Origin of the sequence: Streptomyces sp. NBC_00358 (assembly GCF_036099295.1) — a bacterium.
Taxonomy (GTDB): Bacteria; Actinomycetota; Actinomycetes; order Streptomycetales; family Streptomycetaceae; genus Streptomyces.
The window spans coordinates 4270857-4287268 of sequence record NZ_CP107976.1 but is presented as its reverse complement, the minus strand read 5'-3'; the positions used below and the strand labels follow the sequence as shown (position 1 = coordinate 4287268).

The following is a 16412-nucleotide window of genomic DNA, read 5'->3' as shown; positions in this document are numbered from 1 at the left end:
GTGATGTGTCCCGACTTGTGACCTGACGGAGCAGCCCGGGTGGCCGGGAAAGTCGCCTAGGATCGACGGCGATTGGTCTCGGGGGCGGGATTCGTTGAGGAGAGTGTGCGGTTTTGCCCCCTTCAAGTGCGGAACTAAGCGGTCCGCGCGCCGGTTCCATACGGGCGCGCCGGGCATGCGTGACCCCGGTCACGTTGGCCGGGCAAATCGGACACCGTCTTTGTGCACGCGTTCACAAAGACATAGCCTGCATTCGACGGGGCGGTCTGGGAACGTGTGACCGCCTGCAGCCCCGCTCTACCCGCAGGAGCACCGTGGCAACTGGCCGAACTCACCGACCGGCGACCCGCAGCCGAGGAATTCCCGAGGCCACCGTCGCCCGGCTTCCGCTGTACCTCCGAGCCCTCACCGCACTGTCGGAGCGCTCGGTACCCACGGTCTCATCCGAGGAACTCGCGGCTGCGGCGGGGGTCAACTCCGCGAAGCTGCGCAAGGACTTCTCCTACCTCGGCTCCTACGGGACCCGTGGTGTGGGCTACGACGTCGAGTATCTCGTGTACCAGATCTCCCGCGAACTGGGCCTGACCCAGGACTGGCCGGTCGTGATCGTCGGTATCGGCAACCTCGGTGCGGCACTGGCCAATTACGGAGGGTTCGCCTCCCGCGGATTCCGGGTGGCGGCGCTCATCGACGCCGATCCCGCGATGGCCGGGAAGCCCGTCGCCGGCATCCCCGTCCAGCACACGGACGAGCTGGAAAAGATCATCGACGAGAACGGTGTCTCGATCGGTGTCATCGCCACCCCGGCCGGAGCCGCCCAGCAGGTCTGCGACCGCCTGGTGGCCGCCGGGGTCACCTCCATCCTGAACTTCGCGCCGACCGTCCTGACCGTCCCGGACGGCGTCGACGTGCGCAAGGTCGATCTCTCCATCGAGCTCCAGATCCTCGCCTTCCACGAGCAGCGCAAGGCCGGCGAGGAGGCCGAGGCGCAGGCCGGTGCCGCCGCCCCGGCCGAGCGGGAGAACAATGGCAAAGGGCCCGACGGGGATGTTCCCGCCGTGATGCCGGCATGAGTCTCCTCGTCGTCGGACTGAGCCACCGCAGCGCCCCGGTCAGCATCCTGGAGCGCGCCGCGCTGTCCCCGGACGCCCAGGTCAAGCTGCTCCAGGACACCCTCGCCGCCGAGCCGGCCACCGAGGGCGCGGTGCTCGCCACCTGCAACCGCATCGAGCTGTACGCCGACGTGGACAAGTTCCACGCGGGCGTCGCCGAGCTGTCCACGCTCCTCGCCCAGCACAGCGGGGTCGGCCTGGAAGAGCTCACTCCCCATCTGTACGTGCACTACGAGGACCGGGCCGTCCACCACCTCTTCTCGGTGGCCTGCGGCCTGGACTCGATGGTCGTCGGCGAGGGCCAGATCCTCGGCCAGATCAAGGACGCGCTCGCCACCGCGCAGGAACTGCACACCGCGGGCCGCCTCCTCAACGATCTCTTCCAGCAGGCACTGCGGGTCGGCAAGCGCGCCCACTCCGAGACCGGTATCGACCGCGCCGGACAGTCCCTGGTCACCTTCGGCCTGGAGCAACTGTCCGCCGGGCGGGCCGTCGAGGCCTGGGCCAAGGGCAAGAAGGCCCTCGTCATCGGCGCGGGCTCGATGTCCTCGCTGGCCGCCGCGACGCTCGCGCGTGTCGGCGTCGGCGAGATCGTGATCGCCAACCGCACCCCCGACCGCGCCGAGCGCCTCGCCGAGATCCTCAACGGCGGCGACGACACGGACGTGCTGGCCCGCGCGGTACCGATGGCATCGGTGCCGGTCGAGCTGACACGTGCCGACATCGCCGTCTCCTGCACCGGAGCGACCGGGATCGTCCTGACGGCCGAGACCGTCGCGGCCTCCGTCGAAGGCCGTACGGGAACACCCGCGGCCCTGCGCGAGACCTCGGCCGGACCGGCCGGTCACCTCGCGCCCGCCGGCGCCGAGGACGCCTGCCCGCTGGACCTGTCCGCCGTGCAGGGCGCCACCGGCTTCTCCGTCATGGGCGAGGCCGCCGTCGCCGGCATGGACGCCGCCACCCTGGAGCAGCACGCCGCCTGGGTGGACAAGGGCACCGGAACCGTCGAGCGCCGCGACAGCCGTCGTACGCCCGACGAGGACGCCGAGGCCGACGCCGACCTGATCACCGCGCTGGCCGCCACCGTCGCCACGGTCGGCCGCATCCCCGAGCGCCGCCGGCCCGAACCCGTCGTCGAGGCACCCCGCCCCGCGCCGGTGCTCGCGCTGCTCGACCTGGCGATGCCCCGTGACATCGACGCGGCCGTGCACCGGCTGCTCGGTGTGCGGCTCGTCGACCTGGAGACGCTGGCCGGGGCCTCCGCGGACGCGCCGATGGCCGCCGACGTGGACCAGGTGCGCCGGATCGTCTCCGACGAGGTGGCCGCGTTCGGCGCCGCCCAGCGGGCCGCGCACATCACCCCCACCGTCGTGGCGCTGCGCGCCATGGCCGCCGACGTCGTCGCGAACGAGATCGCCCGGCTGGACGGACGGATGCCGGACCTCGACGACAAGCAGCGCGGCGAGATCACCCAGACCGTGCGGCGCGTCGTCGACAAGCTGCTGCACGCGCCGACCGTACGGGTCAAGCAACTCGCCGCCGAGCCCGGCGGTGCCGGGTACGCGGACGCGCTGCGGACCCTGTTCGACCTGGACCCGGAGACGGTCGCCGCCGTCTCGCGGGCCGAGAACAACACCGAGAACGCCAAGAACCGAGGGCGAGCATGAGTGAGCAGGCTTTGAGGCTCGGGACCAGGCGCAGCAAACTCGCCATGGCCCAGTCCGGGCAGGTGGCGGATGCCGTGAGCAAGGTGACCGGACGGCCCGTCGAGCTCGTTGAGATCACGACGTACGGCGACGTTTCCCGCGAGAACCTCGCGCAGATCGGCGGCACGGGCGTCTTCGTGACCGCGCTGCGGGAGGCATTGTTGCGCGGGGAGGTCGACTTCGCCGTGCACTCCCTCAAGGATCTGCCGACCGCGCAGCCGGAGGGCCTCGCGCTGGCCGCCGTGCCGGTACGCGAGGACGCGCGCGACGTACTCGTCGCCCGCGACGGGCTGACCTTCGAGGAGCTGCCGGACGGCGCCCGCGTCGGCACCGGCTCGCCGCGCCGTATGGCCCAGCTGAACGCGTACGCGCGCAACCACGGCATGACGATCGAGACGGTCGCCATCCGGGGGAACGTCGACACCCGCATCGGGTACGTCCACGCCGGGGAGCTCGACGCCGTCGTGCTCGCCGCCGCCGGACTCAACCGGATCGGCCGGATCGACGAGGTCACCGACTTCCTGTCGGTCGACACCGTTTTGCCCGCCCCCGGCCAGGGGGCACTGGCGATCGAGTGTGCCGCGTCCAACGCGGACCTCGTCGCCGCGCTCGGAGAGCTCGACGACCCGTTCACCCGGGCCGCCGTGACCGCCGAGCGATCCCTGCTTGCCGCCCTGGAGGCCGGTTGCAGCGCACCTGTGGGTGCGTTCGCCGACCTTCTGGCCGACGGGCAGGTTGTCAAGGAGATGCGCCTGCGCGGCGTCGTCGGTACGACCGACGGCTCGACGCTGGTGCAGCTGTCCACCACCGGTCCCGTGCCCGAGACACATGACCAAGCGATGACGCTCGGCCGTGAACTCGCCGCCGAGATGCTTGCCAAGGGCGCGGCCGGTCTGATGGGGGAGCGAGCACTGTGAGCCCCACCAACTTTCCCGCCGGTCCGGTCCACGGGCACGTCACCTTCCTGGGTGCCGGACCCGGAGATCCAGGGCTGCTGACACTGCGCGCCGTGGAGGCGCTGGCGAACGCGGACGTCCTCGTCGCCGAGCACGAGGTGCTCGACGTGGTGCGCGTTCACGCCAGACAAGGCGTCGCCGTCCTGAACACGGATCCGGGCACTTCGCCGGTTCCGTACCAGAGCACAGGCACGCCTCAGCTGACGGTTGTTGACAGCACGTCAACAACCGTTGGTGACCCCGCGTCGAGGGACGCTGCCAATCTTGTCATGACGGCCGCGCGGGGCGGCAAGCGGGTCGTGCGTGCCGTGTCCGGTGACCCCGGGCTCGACACGTACGCGGCCGAGGAGATGCTGGCCTGCGCCGCCGCGGGCGTTCCGTTCGAGGTGGTGCCCGGTATCGCGGCCGCCGTCGGTGTGCCCGCCTATGCGGGTGTGCCGCTGCGGGACGCGCAGGGTGCGGACGTACGGTTCGTCGACGCGCGGACCGCCTCGAACCGCTGCTGGACCGAGGTCGGCGCCTCCGACGGCACCGTCGTGGTGTCGGCGACGCTCGACTCCGTGGCCGCGGCCGCGGGCGAGCTGGTGGCCTCCGGCCGCAAGCCCGACACCCCGATGTCGGTGACGATCGCCGGTACGACGACCCGCCAGCGCACCTGGTCGGCCACGCTCGGCACGATCGCGCAGACGCTGAAGCAGGCGAAGGTGCTGCCGTCCCCGGACGGTGGCCGCCCGGTGATAGCCGTGGTCGGTGAGCGTTCCTCCGCCGCCCAGCGCGACCAGTTGTCGTGGTTCGAGTCCAAGCCGCTGTTCGGCTGGAAGGTGCTCGTGCCGCGTACGAAGGAGCAGGCGGCGTCGCTCTCCGACCAGCTTCGGTCGTACGGGGCCGTGCCGTACGAGGTGCCGACGATCGCCGTCGAGCCTCCGCGCACGCCCCAGCAGATGGAGCGCGCGGTCAAGGGTCTGGTGACGGGCCGCTACGAGTGGATCGCCTTCACCTCGGTGAACGCGGTCAAGGCCGTGCGGGAGAAGTTCGAGGAGTACGGGCTCGACGCCCGTGCCTTCGCGGGCATCAAGGTCGCGGCGGTCGGCGAGTCGACCGCGAAGGCGCTCATCGCCTTCGGCGTGAAGCCGGACCTGGTGCCGAGCGGCGAGCAGTCGGCCGCGGGCCTCCTGGACGACTGGCCTCCGTACGACCCGGTCTTCGACCCGATCGACCGTGTCTTCCTGCCCCGGGCCGACATCGCCACGGAGACCCTCGTCGCCGGGCTCATCGAGCTGGGCTGGGAGGTCGACGACGTCACGGCGTACCGCACCGTGCGCGCGTCGCCGCCGCCGGCGGACACCCGCGAGGCGATCAAGGGCGGCGGCTTCGACGCGGTGCTCTTCACCTCGTCGTCCACGGTCCGCAACCTGGTCGGCATCGCGGGCAAGCCGCACAACGTGACGGTGATCGCCTGTATCGGCCCCGCGACGGCCAAGACGGCCGAGGAGCACGGGCTGCGGGTCGACGTGATGGCTCCGGAACCTTCCGTGCACAAGCTGGCGGAGGCCCTGGCGGACTTCGGTCTGCGCCGCCGCGCCGCCGCGCTGGACGCCGGGGACCCGGTCACCCGGCCGAGCGAGCGGCGTCCGGGATCGCGCAGGCGCCGGACCACCTGAAACAGGTGAGCACGCCCCGCCGCCTCCTACGGGAGACGGCGGGGCGTTCTTCGTCGTACGCCCGGTCAGACGGACGGCAGGAAGGCCGCCCAGGCGGTCGGGGTGAGGGCGAGGCGGGGGCCGGCGGGGTTCTTCGAGTCACGGATGAGGATGCGGACGTGGGCCGCGGCCACCTCGACGCAGTCGGGACCATCAGCCGTGCTGTAGCTGCTCTTCCTCCAGGCCACTTCGACGCAGTCGGGGCCGTCAGGAGTGCTGTAGCTGCTCTTTATCCACTCCAGAGCCGGTCCGTTTTCCTGTGCAGGTTTGCGGGTCATGTCTCCCAGCACCGTTTCGATGAAGGCCACTGAATCCCGAGGGGCGAGAGCCTGTGCCCGGATGATTCCATAGCGAATGTCCAGGATCTGAACCTCCCGGCGGGGCGCCCGCCTTGCTCGACTGCTCGCCGCCGAGCAACTGCACGCCTGGGGGCTGCCGTTGGACCCGGCCCGGCTCGTCGTCGCCGAACTCGCCGCGAACGCAGTCCTGCACGGCCGCGTCCCCGGCCGGAGTTTCCGTCTCACGCTGTCCGTCCTCGCTCCCCGGACGCTGCGCGTGGAGGTCGCCGACGCCAGGGGCGAACGGTGGCCCACTCGGGTGAGGGCCACCGCCGGAGGTCCGGCCGAGTCCGGCTACGGGCTGCTGCTCGTCGGGGAGTTCGCGGACCGCTGGGGTGTGCGGCAGGGGCCGGTGCCGTGCAAGGCAGTGTGGGCGGAACTCGATCTCGGGCCTGGCCGGTGACGCCCGAACCGGAGCCCGGTGAGGGGTACTTCGGTGGCGGGTGCTTCGGGGCGGCGGACGGTAAAAGACCTAAGAACCCGGGGGAAAAACCGACCAACCAACCAAACCCGGCTCATGTCACACGGGCGGGTGAATCGGGCCGGTGCGGGTGGCGCGCGGCCGGTCCGGACGTGCACGCTCACCGCAGGCAACGTCCACAACTCCACGTCCCCACACATGCTTCGGCCCCCGCCGGGACGGCAATCCCAGTGCGAGGGCCTGACCAACGAGGAAGTAGACCTCTTCCCCATGGCTGTCACCAAGCTTATCGATGCCCTGCTCCCGAGTCAGGGAGTACGGCGCAACGACACCCGCTCCGGTGTCACGCACGTACGTGAGTACCAGCCCGACCGGTACACGATCGTCGGCAACCATCTCGCCCAGCACCGAGGCCTCTCCGCGACCGCGATCGGGATCGCCGTGCACATCCTGTCGCTGCCCGAGGGCGCGAGGGTCGACATCCGCAGCCTCGCCGAGCGCTTCCCCGAGGGGCGCGCCCGAATCGGCTGCGCGCTGCGGGAGTTGGAGGCGCGCGGCTATGTCGAGCGGGTCCGGGAACGGCTCCCCTCCGGGCAGGTGGTCACGCGTACGTACGCCTACCACGCCCCCTCGCTCACCCGCGCCCGGCGGGAGGGAGAGCCGGAAACGGCCGTCGCCCCGGCAGCCTCGGCGCCGCAGGCATCCCCGAGGATCACGGCTGCGTCGGCCCCGGGCCTCGCCGTTCTGGACCTCACCCCTTCCGGCGGTTCGCCCTTCGAGGCCGTGTCCGAGCCGGTCGTTGCAGCCGAGGTCGCACACGTCGGCGGATCTGTCGCCGAGGCGGAGCGGACCACCGAGGCCGAGCCCCCCGAGACGACCGCCGCCCCCGCCGAGTCGGTGCCGCTCCGCGCCGCGGCCGAAGCGCTGCTCGCCGGGCTGCGTCGGACCGACATCCGGCTGACGCTGTCCGGGCGGGAGGTGCGGCGGCTGGCTCCCCTGGTCGTCGCCTGGTTCGAGAACGGTCTCGGCAGAGCGTCGGTGATCCACGCCCTGACCGACGGCCTTCCCCTCCATGTGCGGCACCCGGCCGGTTTCCTCCGCAAGCGCCTGCTGGACCTGCTTCCACCGGCGCTGCCGTCCCCTCCGGAGGCCGGTGGGGGCGGGCCGCTCCTGAATCAGCAGCCGCCCCGTTCATCCGCCATGCCGGACTGCGAAGGCGGCTGCGAGAGGCCCTTCAGGGCACCGTTCCGAGGAGCGTGGTGCCGTGACTGCCGTGCCGCCCGGCCCGGCGAAGCTCCCGTGGCTCCCGTGACCGTGCCGGCCCTCGTCTGAGCTCCCTGAGAGGAAATGGCTCCGTGATGAAGACAGGACACCGGGTTGCGACCGGCCGCCAAGGGAACGCCCTCTTCCGAAGCGGCAACTCATGTTCAGCCGCCCGGCTCGTACGGCCTTCCTATACTTGCCGCATGGACCAGGAGCTGGAGCGCGCCGCCCTCGTCGCCCTGCTGCGGCGCGGCGATCGCTCTTGGCCTGACCTCACGGATCAGATCGAGACTGTCGGCAGCGCCCTCGAAGTGCTGGAGAACGCGCTGGACGCCTCGGGGCAGGGCGCACTCTTCGACACTGGTCCGTCGGCGAATCTGGACGAGGTCGCAGCCGAGATCGCTGCCTGGGAGCGCGAGGGCATGCGGCTGGTCACGATCCTCGACGAGGACTACCCCCTCTATCTCAGACTGGTACACCAGCGTCCGCCGTTCCTGTTCCTGCGCGGTAATTCTGCCGAAGCGGACCTGCGGGTCGCTGTGGTCGGAACCCGTACCCCCAGCCCCGAGGGTGTCGCCCACGCTCGTGCGATCGCGGGTGGCCTTGCCGAGCGTGGCGTCACCGTGGTGAGTGGTCTTGCCGCCGGAATCGACACCGCCGCCCACGGGTCCGCTCTCGCGGTGGACGGGCGTACCGTCGCCGTCATCGGCACCGGCCTGCGTCACGCCTACCCCGCGCAGAACGCACGGCTTCAGCAGGAGATCGCCGAGCGTGGACTGCTGATCTCCCAGTTCTGGCCGGACACACCCCCGTCCAAGACGTCCTTCCCGATGCGGAACGCGGTGATGAGCGGCTACAGCCTGGCCACCGTCGTCATCGAGGCGGCCTACCGCAGTGGCGCCCGAATGCAGGCCCGCCTCGCGCTGGAACACGGTCGTCGGGTCTTCCTCATGCGTTCCCTCCTGACCCACGAATGGGCGAGGGAGTACGCGGCACGACCCAATACCACCGTCATCGACGGTCCCGAGGACGTATTCCGTCGACTGGACTCCCTCGTCCCGGTCACGGGCGAGCTGACCTGGACATAGGGGCGCTGCCTGGATGGCGACCGTCGTCGGACTGTCGGACCGTTATGCCAACTTCCTCATTCATCCGCTGCCGCCCGGCCCAGGTGTGTGCCAGATCTGCCGGGGCCCGGCCGGAGTCGGATATCCGACCTGCTGGCGGTGCAACCAGGCGGGCACGGTGCTCGGGGTGGGCGTCGCCGACACCGTGGTCCCGATCAGCTTGGCCTTGAAGGGGGAGCAGTACGCCAACGAACTCTGGCGCTACAAAAACGCTCCGGGCGCCCAACAGCGGTACTTCCGTACGGGACTCGCGGCTGTTCTGTGGCGCTTCCTCTCCCGGCACGAACGCTGTATCGCCCATCAATGCCGGGTCCCTGGCTTCGACACCGTCACGACAGTGCCCAGCACGAGCGACCGAGCGGATCATCCCCTGCGCGACATGGCCGCAGACATGGTCGGTGTCACGCGCGAGCGCTACCGCGACCTTCTCGTACCGGCACCGAAGGCCGCTGCTCTCGGCCGCGAGGTATCGCTCGCGCGTTACGCTTCGTCAGCGCTGTGGGGTGAGAACGTGCTGCTGATCGACGACACCTGGGTCACCGGAAACCATGCACAGTCCGCTGCCGCCGCGCTCAGAGCAGCCGGCGCCGGGAGCGTCGCCGTCGTGGTCCTGGGGCGTCATCTCAACAAGAGCTACGGAGACACGGCCGCCCACATCGAGCAGGCGCGGCTTCGGCGATTCGCCTGGGATGTCTGCACGCCACGGCCTTGGAGCCATGACTGACGTGCCCCGAACGCCCGACCGCCTTCCCGCCCCGGAGGCCCCTCGGGCTCCGACGCCGAGTCGGTAAAGGTGCCCCCGTGACGGGCGTAGCGTAGACGGTATGACGAAGTACGGATCCTTTCCCGGTACGCGTCCGCGGCGGCTGCGTACGACGCCCGCCATGCGCCGGATGGTCGCCGAGACCCGGCTGCACCCGGCCGACTTCATCCTCCCGGCGTTCGTCCGCGAGGGTGTGAGCGAGCCGGTGCCGATCTCCTCGATGCCCGGGGTCGTGCAGCACACGCGGGACAGCCTGAAGAAGGCGGCCGTGGAGGCGCTGGAGGCCGGGGTCTCCGGGATCATGCTGTTCGGGGTTCCCGAGGAGGCGAAGAAGGACGCCGTCGGGACGCCCGGCACCGACCCGGACGGGATTCTGCAGGTCGCCCTGCGCGACGTCCGCGCCGAGGTCGGCGACGAACTGCTCGTCATGTCCGACCTGTGCCTCGACGAGACCACCGACCACGGGCACTGCGGTGTGCTCGACGACCAGGGGCGGGTCGACAACGACGCGACCCTGGAGCGGTACGCCGAGATGGCCCAGGTGCAGGCCGACGCGGGCGCCCATGTCGTGGGCCCCAGCGGGATGATGGACGGGCAGATCGGTGTCATCCGTGACGCCCTCGACCAGATCGGCCGCGAGGACGTGGCCGTCCTGGCGTACACGGCCAAGTACTCCTCCGCCTTCTACGGCCCCTTCCGGGAGGCCGTCGGCTCCTCGCTGAAGGGCGACCGCAAGACGTACCAGCAGGACCCGGCGAACGCCCGGGAGTCCCTGCGGGAGCTGGCGCTGGACCTGGAGGAGGGCGCCGACATGGTGATGGTGAAGCCCGCGGGCCCCTACCTCGACATCCTCGCCCGGGTCGCCGACGCGGTGGACGTGCCGGTCGCCGCCTACCAGATCTCCGGTGAGTACTCGATGATCGAGGCCGCCGCCGAGAAGGGCTGGATCGACCGGGACAAGGCGATCCTGGAGACCCTGACCGGCATCAAGCGGGCCGGCGCCCAGAACATCCTCACGTACTGGGCGACCGAGGTCGCCCGCAACCTCCGCTAGCGCCCGGCCCGGAGGAACCGTCGGCACCGGTCCCGGTCCCGGCGCCCGTGCCGGTCCCGGCAGCCGGCCGGGGTGGTGACTCGGACCGGCTGCCGGGGGTGCGCCGACCGGGCCGGTCAGCGCAGGAAGCGGTCGACGGCCACGCGCCCCCGTCCGCGGCGAGGTCCGCGTACGCGTCGCGCTCAGTACGCGAGCGCCGCGTCCAGGTCCTGCTGCCAGTACGTCACCGTGAGCTTGTCGTCCACGTAGACGCCCTTCGCGGGCAGGGCCGGGGTCGCGCCGCGGCCCTTGCCGAAGCCGATCTCCAGGGTCTTGGCCGTGTAGCCGTTGCCCCCGCTGCCGTCGGCGGCCGAGAGCAGCACGCCCGCGTAGCCGGACTCGCCGGGAGCGAGGGTCACGACCGCCTGCGGGTGGGTCTGCTCCGCGACCGGCGGGACGGACTGGGCCTCGCCGAAGCGGGCGATCGGATAGCCCGTCAGGTCGCAGTTCCGCGTACCGGTGTTGGTGACGGTGAGCAGCAGGTGGTTGAGCGGACGGGACACCGCGGTCGCGGTGGTCTTCGTCGTGGAACCGTCGCAGGCGACGTTCCTGGTGCCGGTCTGCCCGGTGGAGCCGGTCTTGGAGCCGGTGCCGTTCTTCTTGCCGGAGCCCTGCGTGGAGGCGGCGGCGGTGGACGTGCCCTTCGAGCCGCCCGTCGAACTGCCCGTCGAGCCCGTGGTGCCGCTGCCCGCGGGCTTCGCCGTCGTGCCCGCGTCGGTCGCCGGTGCGGTCGGCCGCGCCGAGGACACGGAGGTGTCGGACGGACCCTCGCCGCGTACGCCGTTGCCGTCGTTGCACGCCGTGAGGGTGAGCGCGGCGAGTGCGAGCGTCGTGGCGGCGAGGAAGCGGGTGCGGGCGGTCCGGGTGGTGCGGGCGGTGCGTGCGGACATGAGTGATCCCCCTGGGATGTCGCTGGTGGGTCGGCCGCTCGACCGGACGGCGGGAGCGGCGTGCTTGGATGACCGAAGCTTGTGCGGTGTTGCGTCCCGGCCGCCACCATCGCCGGGGTGTTCGGGACGCCGGAACGTTCGCACAGGGTCTGAGCTGGGAAAACAGTGTCGCCCTGGAACGCGTTCCGGGACACGGGGGATGGAGGAACGGTGGTGGGGGACGAGTTCGCGGCGCTCATGCGGGAGTTGAAGGCCCGGTCCGGGCTCAGCTACGGGGTGCTCGCCAAACGGCTGCACGTGAGTACGTCCACGTTGCACCGGTACGTCAACGGGGATGCCGTACCGACGGATTACGCCCCCGTGGAGCGTCTCGCGCGCGTGTGCCGGGCGACTCCGGAGGAGCTGATCGAACTGCACCGGAGCTGGGTCCTCGCGGACGCGCTGCGGAGGCAGAAGACCCCGGTCGCGGGGCCCCGGCCGGACACGGCCACGGGGGCGGACGCCGCCCCGGGTGACGGGGCGGCGGCCGGGAGCCCGACGGGTTCCGTGCCGGGGGAGGGGCAGTTGCAGAGGGCCGTGATTCCGGCCCCGGCACCAGCAACGGCCCCGGCACCCGCAACGGCCCCCGCAACGGCCGCGGATTCGACCTCGGATTCGGTCCCGGCCGGGGATCCGGACCCGACCCCGTCTCCCGCTTCGGCCCCGGACCCGGAATCGGTGTCCGTACCTGAGTTGGAGCCGGAGCCTGCGCGACTGCCGCAGTCCGAGTCCGAGTCCGAGTCGGTGCCGGTTTCGGAATCCGTCTCGGCGCGGGAGCCGGTGAAGCGGAGCCGACGGACTCTGCTGCTCGCCGGTGCCGTCGCCGTCGTGGTGACCGCGATCGTGTCCACCACGCTGGCCCTGCACTTCGGGTCCGGCGGAGGGGACGACTCCAAGGGGGAGGCCGTGGCCCTCGGTATCCAGAACTCCGCAGGCACGCGGGGCGCCGAGGCGACGGCCGGTGCCCACCACGGGTCGGCCTCGGCGTCCGCCTCCCCGGGCGGCGGACCCAAGGTGTCCGTCTCGTCGATCGGCGGACCCGTCCCCCAGAACACCCCGACCGGGCACGGCACTTCAGGCGCGGGCACGGCCGAGGACGGCGCCGGCGCACCGGCCGTCGTGGCCGACGGGTACAAGTGGGACGGCCCGTGCGGCCAGCACTACTTGGTGAACCGGGACGCCGCGCAGGTGCCCCCGCCGCCGCCGAACGAGTCGGACGCGCGGGGCTGGGTCACCGCGCTCGGCGGGGTCGCGAGCGGGGATCAGATGGTCGCGCTGACCGTGCAGGGCACGGGCAGGGCGACCGTCGTCCTGGAGGCGCTGCACGTGCGGGTGGTGCAGAAGGGCGTGCCGCTCGCCTGGAACGACTACGCGATGGGCGTGGGCTGCGGCAGCGGGGTGCAGACGAAGGCGTTCAGCGTGGACCTCGACGCGGGGCAGCCCGTGACCGCGCTCAAGAACGGGCAACGGGATTTCCCGTACAAGGTAAGCGAGTCCGACCCCGAGGTCTTCTACGTGGTCGCTGACGCGCGGGCGCACGACGTGAGCTGGTACCTGGAACTCGACTGGTCCAGCGGGACGAAGAGCGGCACGGTACGCGTCGACGACCACGGTAAGGCGTTCCGCACGAGCGGGAACACGGGCAGACCGGCGTACGACCATCCCCTGGGCAGCAGCGAGTGGGAGGTGGCCGCCACCGGGTGATCGGGCACGGTCGACTCCCGCCCGGACTGCCCGTCCGTATACCGGAATTGACGGGTGTGGACGACAGGCGTCGGCCTAGGGTGCGGGCACGAGCCGGCCCCGGCCGGACGGGCCGTCCGCAAGGACAGAAGGACAAGGAGCCGTCACCGTGACCGTCACCGACCGCGCAGCCGCGACCGCCCCCGTGCCCCCGCTCGCCGCGAGGGCCGCCGCGATCGGGGGTTCGCCGGTACGGGACATCCTCGCGGTCACGGCCCGCCCCGAGGTGATCAACTTCGCGGGCGGGCTGCCCGCCCCGGAACTGTTCGACGCGACCGGTATCGCGGCCGCGTACCGCGACGTCCTCGCCGAGGAACCCGAACGGGCCCTTCAGTACTCGACGACCGAGGGCGAACCGTCGCTGCGGGCGGCCCTCGCCGGGCGGACCGGCGCGCGCGGACTGCCGACCGGGCCCGACGACATCCTCGTCACCACCGGCTCGCAACAGGCGCTGTCGCTGCTCGCCACGGCCCTGCTGGAACCGGGCGACACCGTCCTCGTCGAAAGTCCCTGCTATCTGGCGGCACTTCAGGCGTTCGCCTTCGCCGGAGCGCGGGTGCTGGCCGTGCCCGGCGACGACGACGGAATCGACCCCGAGGCGCTCGACGAACTGGTGGCCCGGGAACGCCCGAAGCTGCTCTACACCGTTCCCACGTTCCAGAATCCGACCGGGCGCACCCTGCCGGCCGAGCGCCGGGCCGCCGTCGCCCGCGTCGCCGCCGCGCGCGGACTGTGGATCGTCGAGGACGACCCGTACGGAGAGCTGCGCTTCGAGGGTGAGCGGGTCCCGTGGATCGCCTCCCACGAGGGCGCCGGGGACCGGACCGTGCTGCTCGGTTCCTTCTCCAAGGTGATGGCACCCGGCATGCGGCTGGGCTGGCTGCGGGCGCCCGCGGCACTGCGGCGCGCGTGCGCCGTCGCCAAGCAGGCCGCCGATCTGCACACCCCGACCGTCAACCAGCTCGCCGCCGCCCGCTATCTGGCCGACCGCGACCTGGACTCCCACGTGGCCCAGGTCGCGGCCGTCTACCGCGAACGCCGGGACGCCATGCTCGCGGGCATCGGCGGCGCCCTCCCGGACGGGTCGACCTGGACCCGTCCGGAAGGCGGCATGTTCCTCTGGGCGCGACTGCCGGAGGGGTACGACACCACGGCCCTGCTCCGCCCGGTGGTGGACCAGGGCGTGGCCTACGTGCCCGGCGCGCCCTTCTACGCGGGCACACCGGAGACGTCGACCCTGCGCCTGTGCTTCGTCACCCAGACGCCGGAGGAGATCGCCGAGGGGCTGCGGAGGCTGGGGAAGGGGTTGGGGAAGTAGCGGACGGGGTCGGGGTCGCGGAGGTGGGCGACGGGGACGGGGAGGCAGGAGACGGGGTCGCGGAGCCGGGGGACGTGGATGCGGACGGGGTCGCGTCGCTCGGTGACGGAGACGGAGACGGAGACGGAGACGCGGAGGTTGAGGTGGATGGAGTTGTCCGGACCGTGTCCCGGACGGTCGGCCGCTGGCCGATCCTGTCCACCACTCCTTGCACCACGACGCCTCTGACCTGTGAGAACCCCCCGTTCTTGTCCGAGTGTCCCCGCTCGAATATCCCGAGGTAGGCGTAGGTCTTCGAGTCGAAGAGGAAACCCATCGACGTCTTGGGGTAGGAGATCCCTATGCCGTGCCGGCCGAGCGCGTTCACCCGGTCATGGTCGATCCTGATGGCGGGCATCTTCGAGAGGGCCTCGAACGCGGCGGCCCGCAATCCCGGAGGCAGGACCCGGGGACCCCGCAGGAACATGCACGCTTCAAAGTACGCCCCCATGTCCAGCTGCGGATCCTTCGCAGGGGCCCCGCCGCCCCGGAACCACTTGAGAAGCTCGTCCGGGTCGGTCGGCCACTTCTTCAGCTTCGCGTACTGGAGGGGGATCGACTGCACCTCGTGCTTGCCCAGTGGTGGGTCGTCCTGAATCCTGCCGTTGTAGATGTAGCGGGTGGTCTTGGAGCCGTCCACCGACAACCAGCACTCGTCGACGAGCCGCATCTTGCGCCCGCCCCGGTCGTAGGTCCGATGGGTGATCTCCTTCGAGTACATGTACTGGTCGTCGCGAGGGATCGGCATACCGTTGTCATCCGCACGCGACCGGTCCGCGGCCCTGCGCAGTACCTGGGCGGCGTTGAGCGTGGTCAACCGCGGTCCCCCGGCGCGGACGGCGAGGACGGTCGTGCCGGCCACCGCCGCGGTGCCGGTGGCCGCGATCGCCGCACGGAACAGCAGCCGCCGCGTGAGGGGCGGCTGCAGGTCGAGTGCCTTGCCCCCGGCGCGGGTCTCCTCGCCGATGGCGTTCCGCAGCCGGGCGAAGGCGACGGCGCGCGCCCGGTCGGTCGGCGAGGGCTGGTCGCCCCCGAGGTCGCGTACAAGGGTGAGGTCATCCACGGCGGGGTTCCTCCTGGTCCTCTCGAAAGGCTGTCGGATCCGACCCGCCCAGGGCTTCGCGCAGCTTCTTCCGGGCCCGGTGCAGCCGCGAGCGCACCGTGCCCAGGGGTATGCCCAGGGCCTCGGCGGCCTCCGCGTACTCAAGGTCTCCCCAGGCGACGACCAGCAGGACGTCACGGTGGCGCGCGGGCAGTTTCGCCAGGGCCGCCCAAAGGGCGCCGCGGGTGCTCTCGGCACTGATCCGTGCGGCCACCCGCTCCGCCAGCGGCTCGCCGCCGCCCCCGTCGGCGGGAGCCGCGGAGGCGACTCGCGTCATCGCCCGCAGACGCCGCGACTCGGCCCGCCGGTGGCCGCCGATCAGACGCGTGACGATGCCGTACAGCCAAGGGCGCGCGTGCGGCCTCGACAGGTCGTAACGGCGCCGCCGCTGGAAGGCGATCACGAAGGTCTCGGCCATCAGATCGTCGGCCGCCTCCGTGCCGAGCCGCCTGGCCGCGTACCGGTGGATGTCGTCGGCGTAGCGGTGGAACAGCTCGGCGAACACGTCGGGTTCGTCCCAGGACCGTTCGATCACCGAGGCGTCGGAGTCACCGTCCTCGCCCGCTCCGACACCGCTGTCCGAACCGGCGGCGGCAGCGGCGGTGGGGGGACTGTGGACTCCGACGCTCGGTGAGACGGTCATCGGTCGCCTCTCGGTCGCATGGATCTCCTCGAAGACGGGGGCAGGGTCACCCGTTGTCCGCCGAAGCCCGCTTTCGAGTTCCCGCTTCGGGCCGACGAGTTTTCCGGCGCCCGGACGAAGGTCTCAGTCCCGGCGCCCGGACGAAGGTCTCAGTCCCGG

General features: G+C 71.5%; 14 protein-coding genes and 1 pseudogene. 11 read left to right on the top strand and 4 right to left on the bottom strand.

The window, feature by feature from the left end; all coding sequences use genetic code 11:
* Positions 1-314: 314 nt before the first annotated feature.
* The 4 genes from OHT01_RS18035 to OHT01_RS18020 are packed head-to-tail and all read left to right on the top strand — an operon-like array spanning position 315 to position 5435.
* Positions 315-1073, top strand: a complete 759-nt coding sequence (locus OHT01_RS18035; protein WP_328554170.1) for a redox-sensing transcriptional repressor Rex — start codon at positions 315-317, stop codon at positions 1071-1073.
* The gene (locus tag OHT01_RS18030) at positions 1070-2779 is read left to right on the top strand and encodes a glutamyl-tRNA reductase (RefSeq protein WP_328554169.1); all 1710 of its coding nucleotides are present in this window, start codon (positions 1070-1072) and stop codon (positions 2777-2779) included. The genes OHT01_RS18035 and OHT01_RS18030 overlap by 4 nt, the downstream gene beginning before the upstream one ends.
* Complete coding sequence (gene hemC, locus OHT01_RS18025) at positions 2776-3735, top strand: hydroxymethylbilane synthase (RefSeq protein WP_328554168.1); 960 nt, start codon at positions 2776-2778, stop codon at positions 3733-3735. The genes OHT01_RS18030 and hemC overlap by 4 nt, the downstream gene beginning before the upstream one ends.
* Positions 3732-5435, top strand: coding sequence for a bifunctional uroporphyrinogen-III C-methyltransferase/uroporphyrinogen-III synthase (locus tag OHT01_RS18020; protein ID WP_328554167.1), 1704 nt, complete (start codon positions 3732-3734; stop codon positions 5433-5435). Before hemC ends, OHT01_RS18020 begins: the two co-directional genes overlap by 4 nt.
* A gap of 65 nt (positions 5436-5500) precedes the next feature.
* On the opposite strand, the gene OHT01_RS18015 is transcribed toward OHT01_RS18020, so the two are convergent.
* Positions 5501-5752: a DUF397 domain-containing protein gene (locus OHT01_RS18015; protein ID WP_328554166.1), complete on the bottom strand. Its 252-nt coding sequence runs from the start codon at positions 5750-5752 to the stop codon at positions 5501-5503.
* Positions 5753-5846: 94 nt separating this feature from the next.
* On the opposite strand from OHT01_RS18015, the pseudogene OHT01_RS18010 reads away from it, so the two are divergent.
* From OHT01_RS18010 to hemB, 5 genes and pseudogenes are all read left to right on the top strand, one after another.
* Positions 5847-6215, top strand: a pseudogene (locus OHT01_RS18010) (ATP-binding protein); the annotation flags it as partial.
* Positions 6216-6503: 288 nt separating this feature from the next.
* Complete coding sequence (locus tag OHT01_RS18005) at positions 6504-7565, top strand: helix-turn-helix domain-containing protein (RefSeq protein WP_328554165.1); 1062 nt, start codon at positions 6504-6506, stop codon at positions 7563-7565.
* Between the two features lie 134 nt (positions 7566-7699).
* Positions 7700-8584 carry a DNA-processing protein DprA gene (dprA, locus tag OHT01_RS18000; RefSeq protein ID WP_328554164.1) on the top strand — a complete coding sequence of 295 codons (885 nt, stop codon included), beginning with the start codon at positions 7700-7702 and terminating at the stop codon, positions 8582-8584.
* Between the two features lie 13 nt (positions 8585-8597).
* Complete coding sequence (locus tag OHT01_RS17995; RefSeq protein ID WP_328554163.1) at positions 8598-9347, top strand: hypothetical protein; 750 nt, start codon at positions 8598-8600, stop codon at positions 9345-9347.
* 100 nt (positions 9348-9447) lie between these two features.
* The gene (hemB, locus tag OHT01_RS17990; protein ID WP_328554162.1) at positions 9448-10440 is read left to right on the top strand and encodes a porphobilinogen synthase; all 993 of its coding nucleotides are present in this window, start codon (positions 9448-9450) and stop codon (positions 10438-10440) included.
* A 182-nt stretch (positions 10441-10622) separates the two neighbouring features.
* Here the strand turns inward: hemB and OHT01_RS17985 are convergent, their stop codons facing one another.
* On the bottom strand, positions 10623-11369 hold the full coding sequence (locus OHT01_RS17985; protein ID WP_328554161.1) for a DUF4232 domain-containing protein: 747 nt from the start codon (positions 11367-11369) through the stop codon (positions 10623-10625).
* A gap of 237 nt (positions 11370-11606) precedes the next feature.
* Between OHT01_RS17985 and OHT01_RS17980 the strand changes: the two genes are divergently transcribed.
* The gene (locus tag OHT01_RS17980; protein ID WP_443043534.1) at positions 11607-13112 is read left to right on the top strand and encodes a helix-turn-helix domain-containing protein; all 1506 of its coding nucleotides are present in this window, start codon (positions 11607-11609) and stop codon (positions 13110-13112) included.
* A gap of 148 nt (positions 13113-13260) precedes the next feature.
* Positions 13261-14469 (top strand): aminotransferase-like domain-containing protein, encoded by a 1209-nt coding sequence (locus OHT01_RS17975; protein ID WP_328554159.1) that lies wholly within the window; start codon positions 13261-13263, stop codon positions 14467-14469.
* Here OHT01_RS17975 and OHT01_RS17970 read toward each other — a convergent pair.
* Both OHT01_RS17970 and OHT01_RS17965 read right to left on the bottom strand, forming a co-directional pair.
* Complete coding sequence (locus OHT01_RS17970; RefSeq protein WP_328554158.1) at positions 14405-15571, bottom strand: CU044_5270 family protein; 1167 nt, start codon at positions 15569-15571, stop codon at positions 14405-14407. The genes OHT01_RS17975 and OHT01_RS17970 overlap by 65 nt on opposite strands.
* Positions 15564-16253 (bottom strand): RNA polymerase sigma factor, encoded by a 690-nt coding sequence (locus OHT01_RS17965; protein WP_328554157.1) that lies wholly within the window; start codon positions 16251-16253, stop codon positions 15564-15566. The genes OHT01_RS17970 and OHT01_RS17965 overlap by 8 nt, the downstream gene beginning before the upstream one ends.
* Positions 16254-16412 lie beyond the last annotated feature (159 nt).

Excerpts from the sequence above, each read along its gene's own strand:
- hemB (WP_328554162.1), top strand. The coding sequence starts at position 9,448 with ATGACGAAGTACGGATCCTTTCCCGGTACGCGTCCGCGGCGGCTGCGT.
- OHT01_RS17980 (WP_443043534.1), top strand. The coding sequence starts at position 11,607 with ATGCGGGAGTTGAAGGCCCGGTCCGGGCTCAGCTACGGGGTGCTCGCC.
- OHT01_RS18015 (WP_328554166.1), bottom strand. The coding sequence starts at position 5,752 with ATGACCCGCAAACCTGCACAGGAAAACGGACCGGCTCTGGAGTGGATA.
- OHT01_RS17995 (WP_328554163.1), top strand. The coding sequence starts at position 8,598 with ATGGCGACCGTCGTCGGACTGTCGGACCGTTATGCCAACTTCCTCATT.
- OHT01_RS18005 (WP_328554165.1), top strand. The coding sequence starts at position 6,504 with ATGGCTGTCACCAAGCTTATCGATGCCCTGCTCCCGAGTCAGGGAGTA.
- OHT01_RS18030 (WP_328554169.1), top strand. The coding sequence starts at position 1,070 with ATGAGTCTCCTCGTCGTCGGACTGAGCCACCGCAGCGCCCCGGTCAGC.
- hemC (WP_328554168.1), top strand. The coding sequence starts at position 2,776 with ATGAGTGAGCAGGCTTTGAGGCTCGGGACCAGGCGCAGCAAACTCGCC.
- OHT01_RS17985 (WP_328554161.1), bottom strand. The coding sequence starts at position 11,369 with ATGTCCGCACGCACCGCCCGCACCACCCGGACCGCCCGCACCCGCTTC.
- OHT01_RS17965 (WP_328554157.1), bottom strand. The coding sequence starts at position 16,253 with ATGACCGTCTCACCGAGCGTCGGAGTCCACAGTCCCCCCACCGCCGCT.
- dprA (WP_328554164.1), top strand. The coding sequence starts at position 7,700 with ATGGACCAGGAGCTGGAGCGCGCCGCCCTCGTCGCCCTGCTGCGGCGC.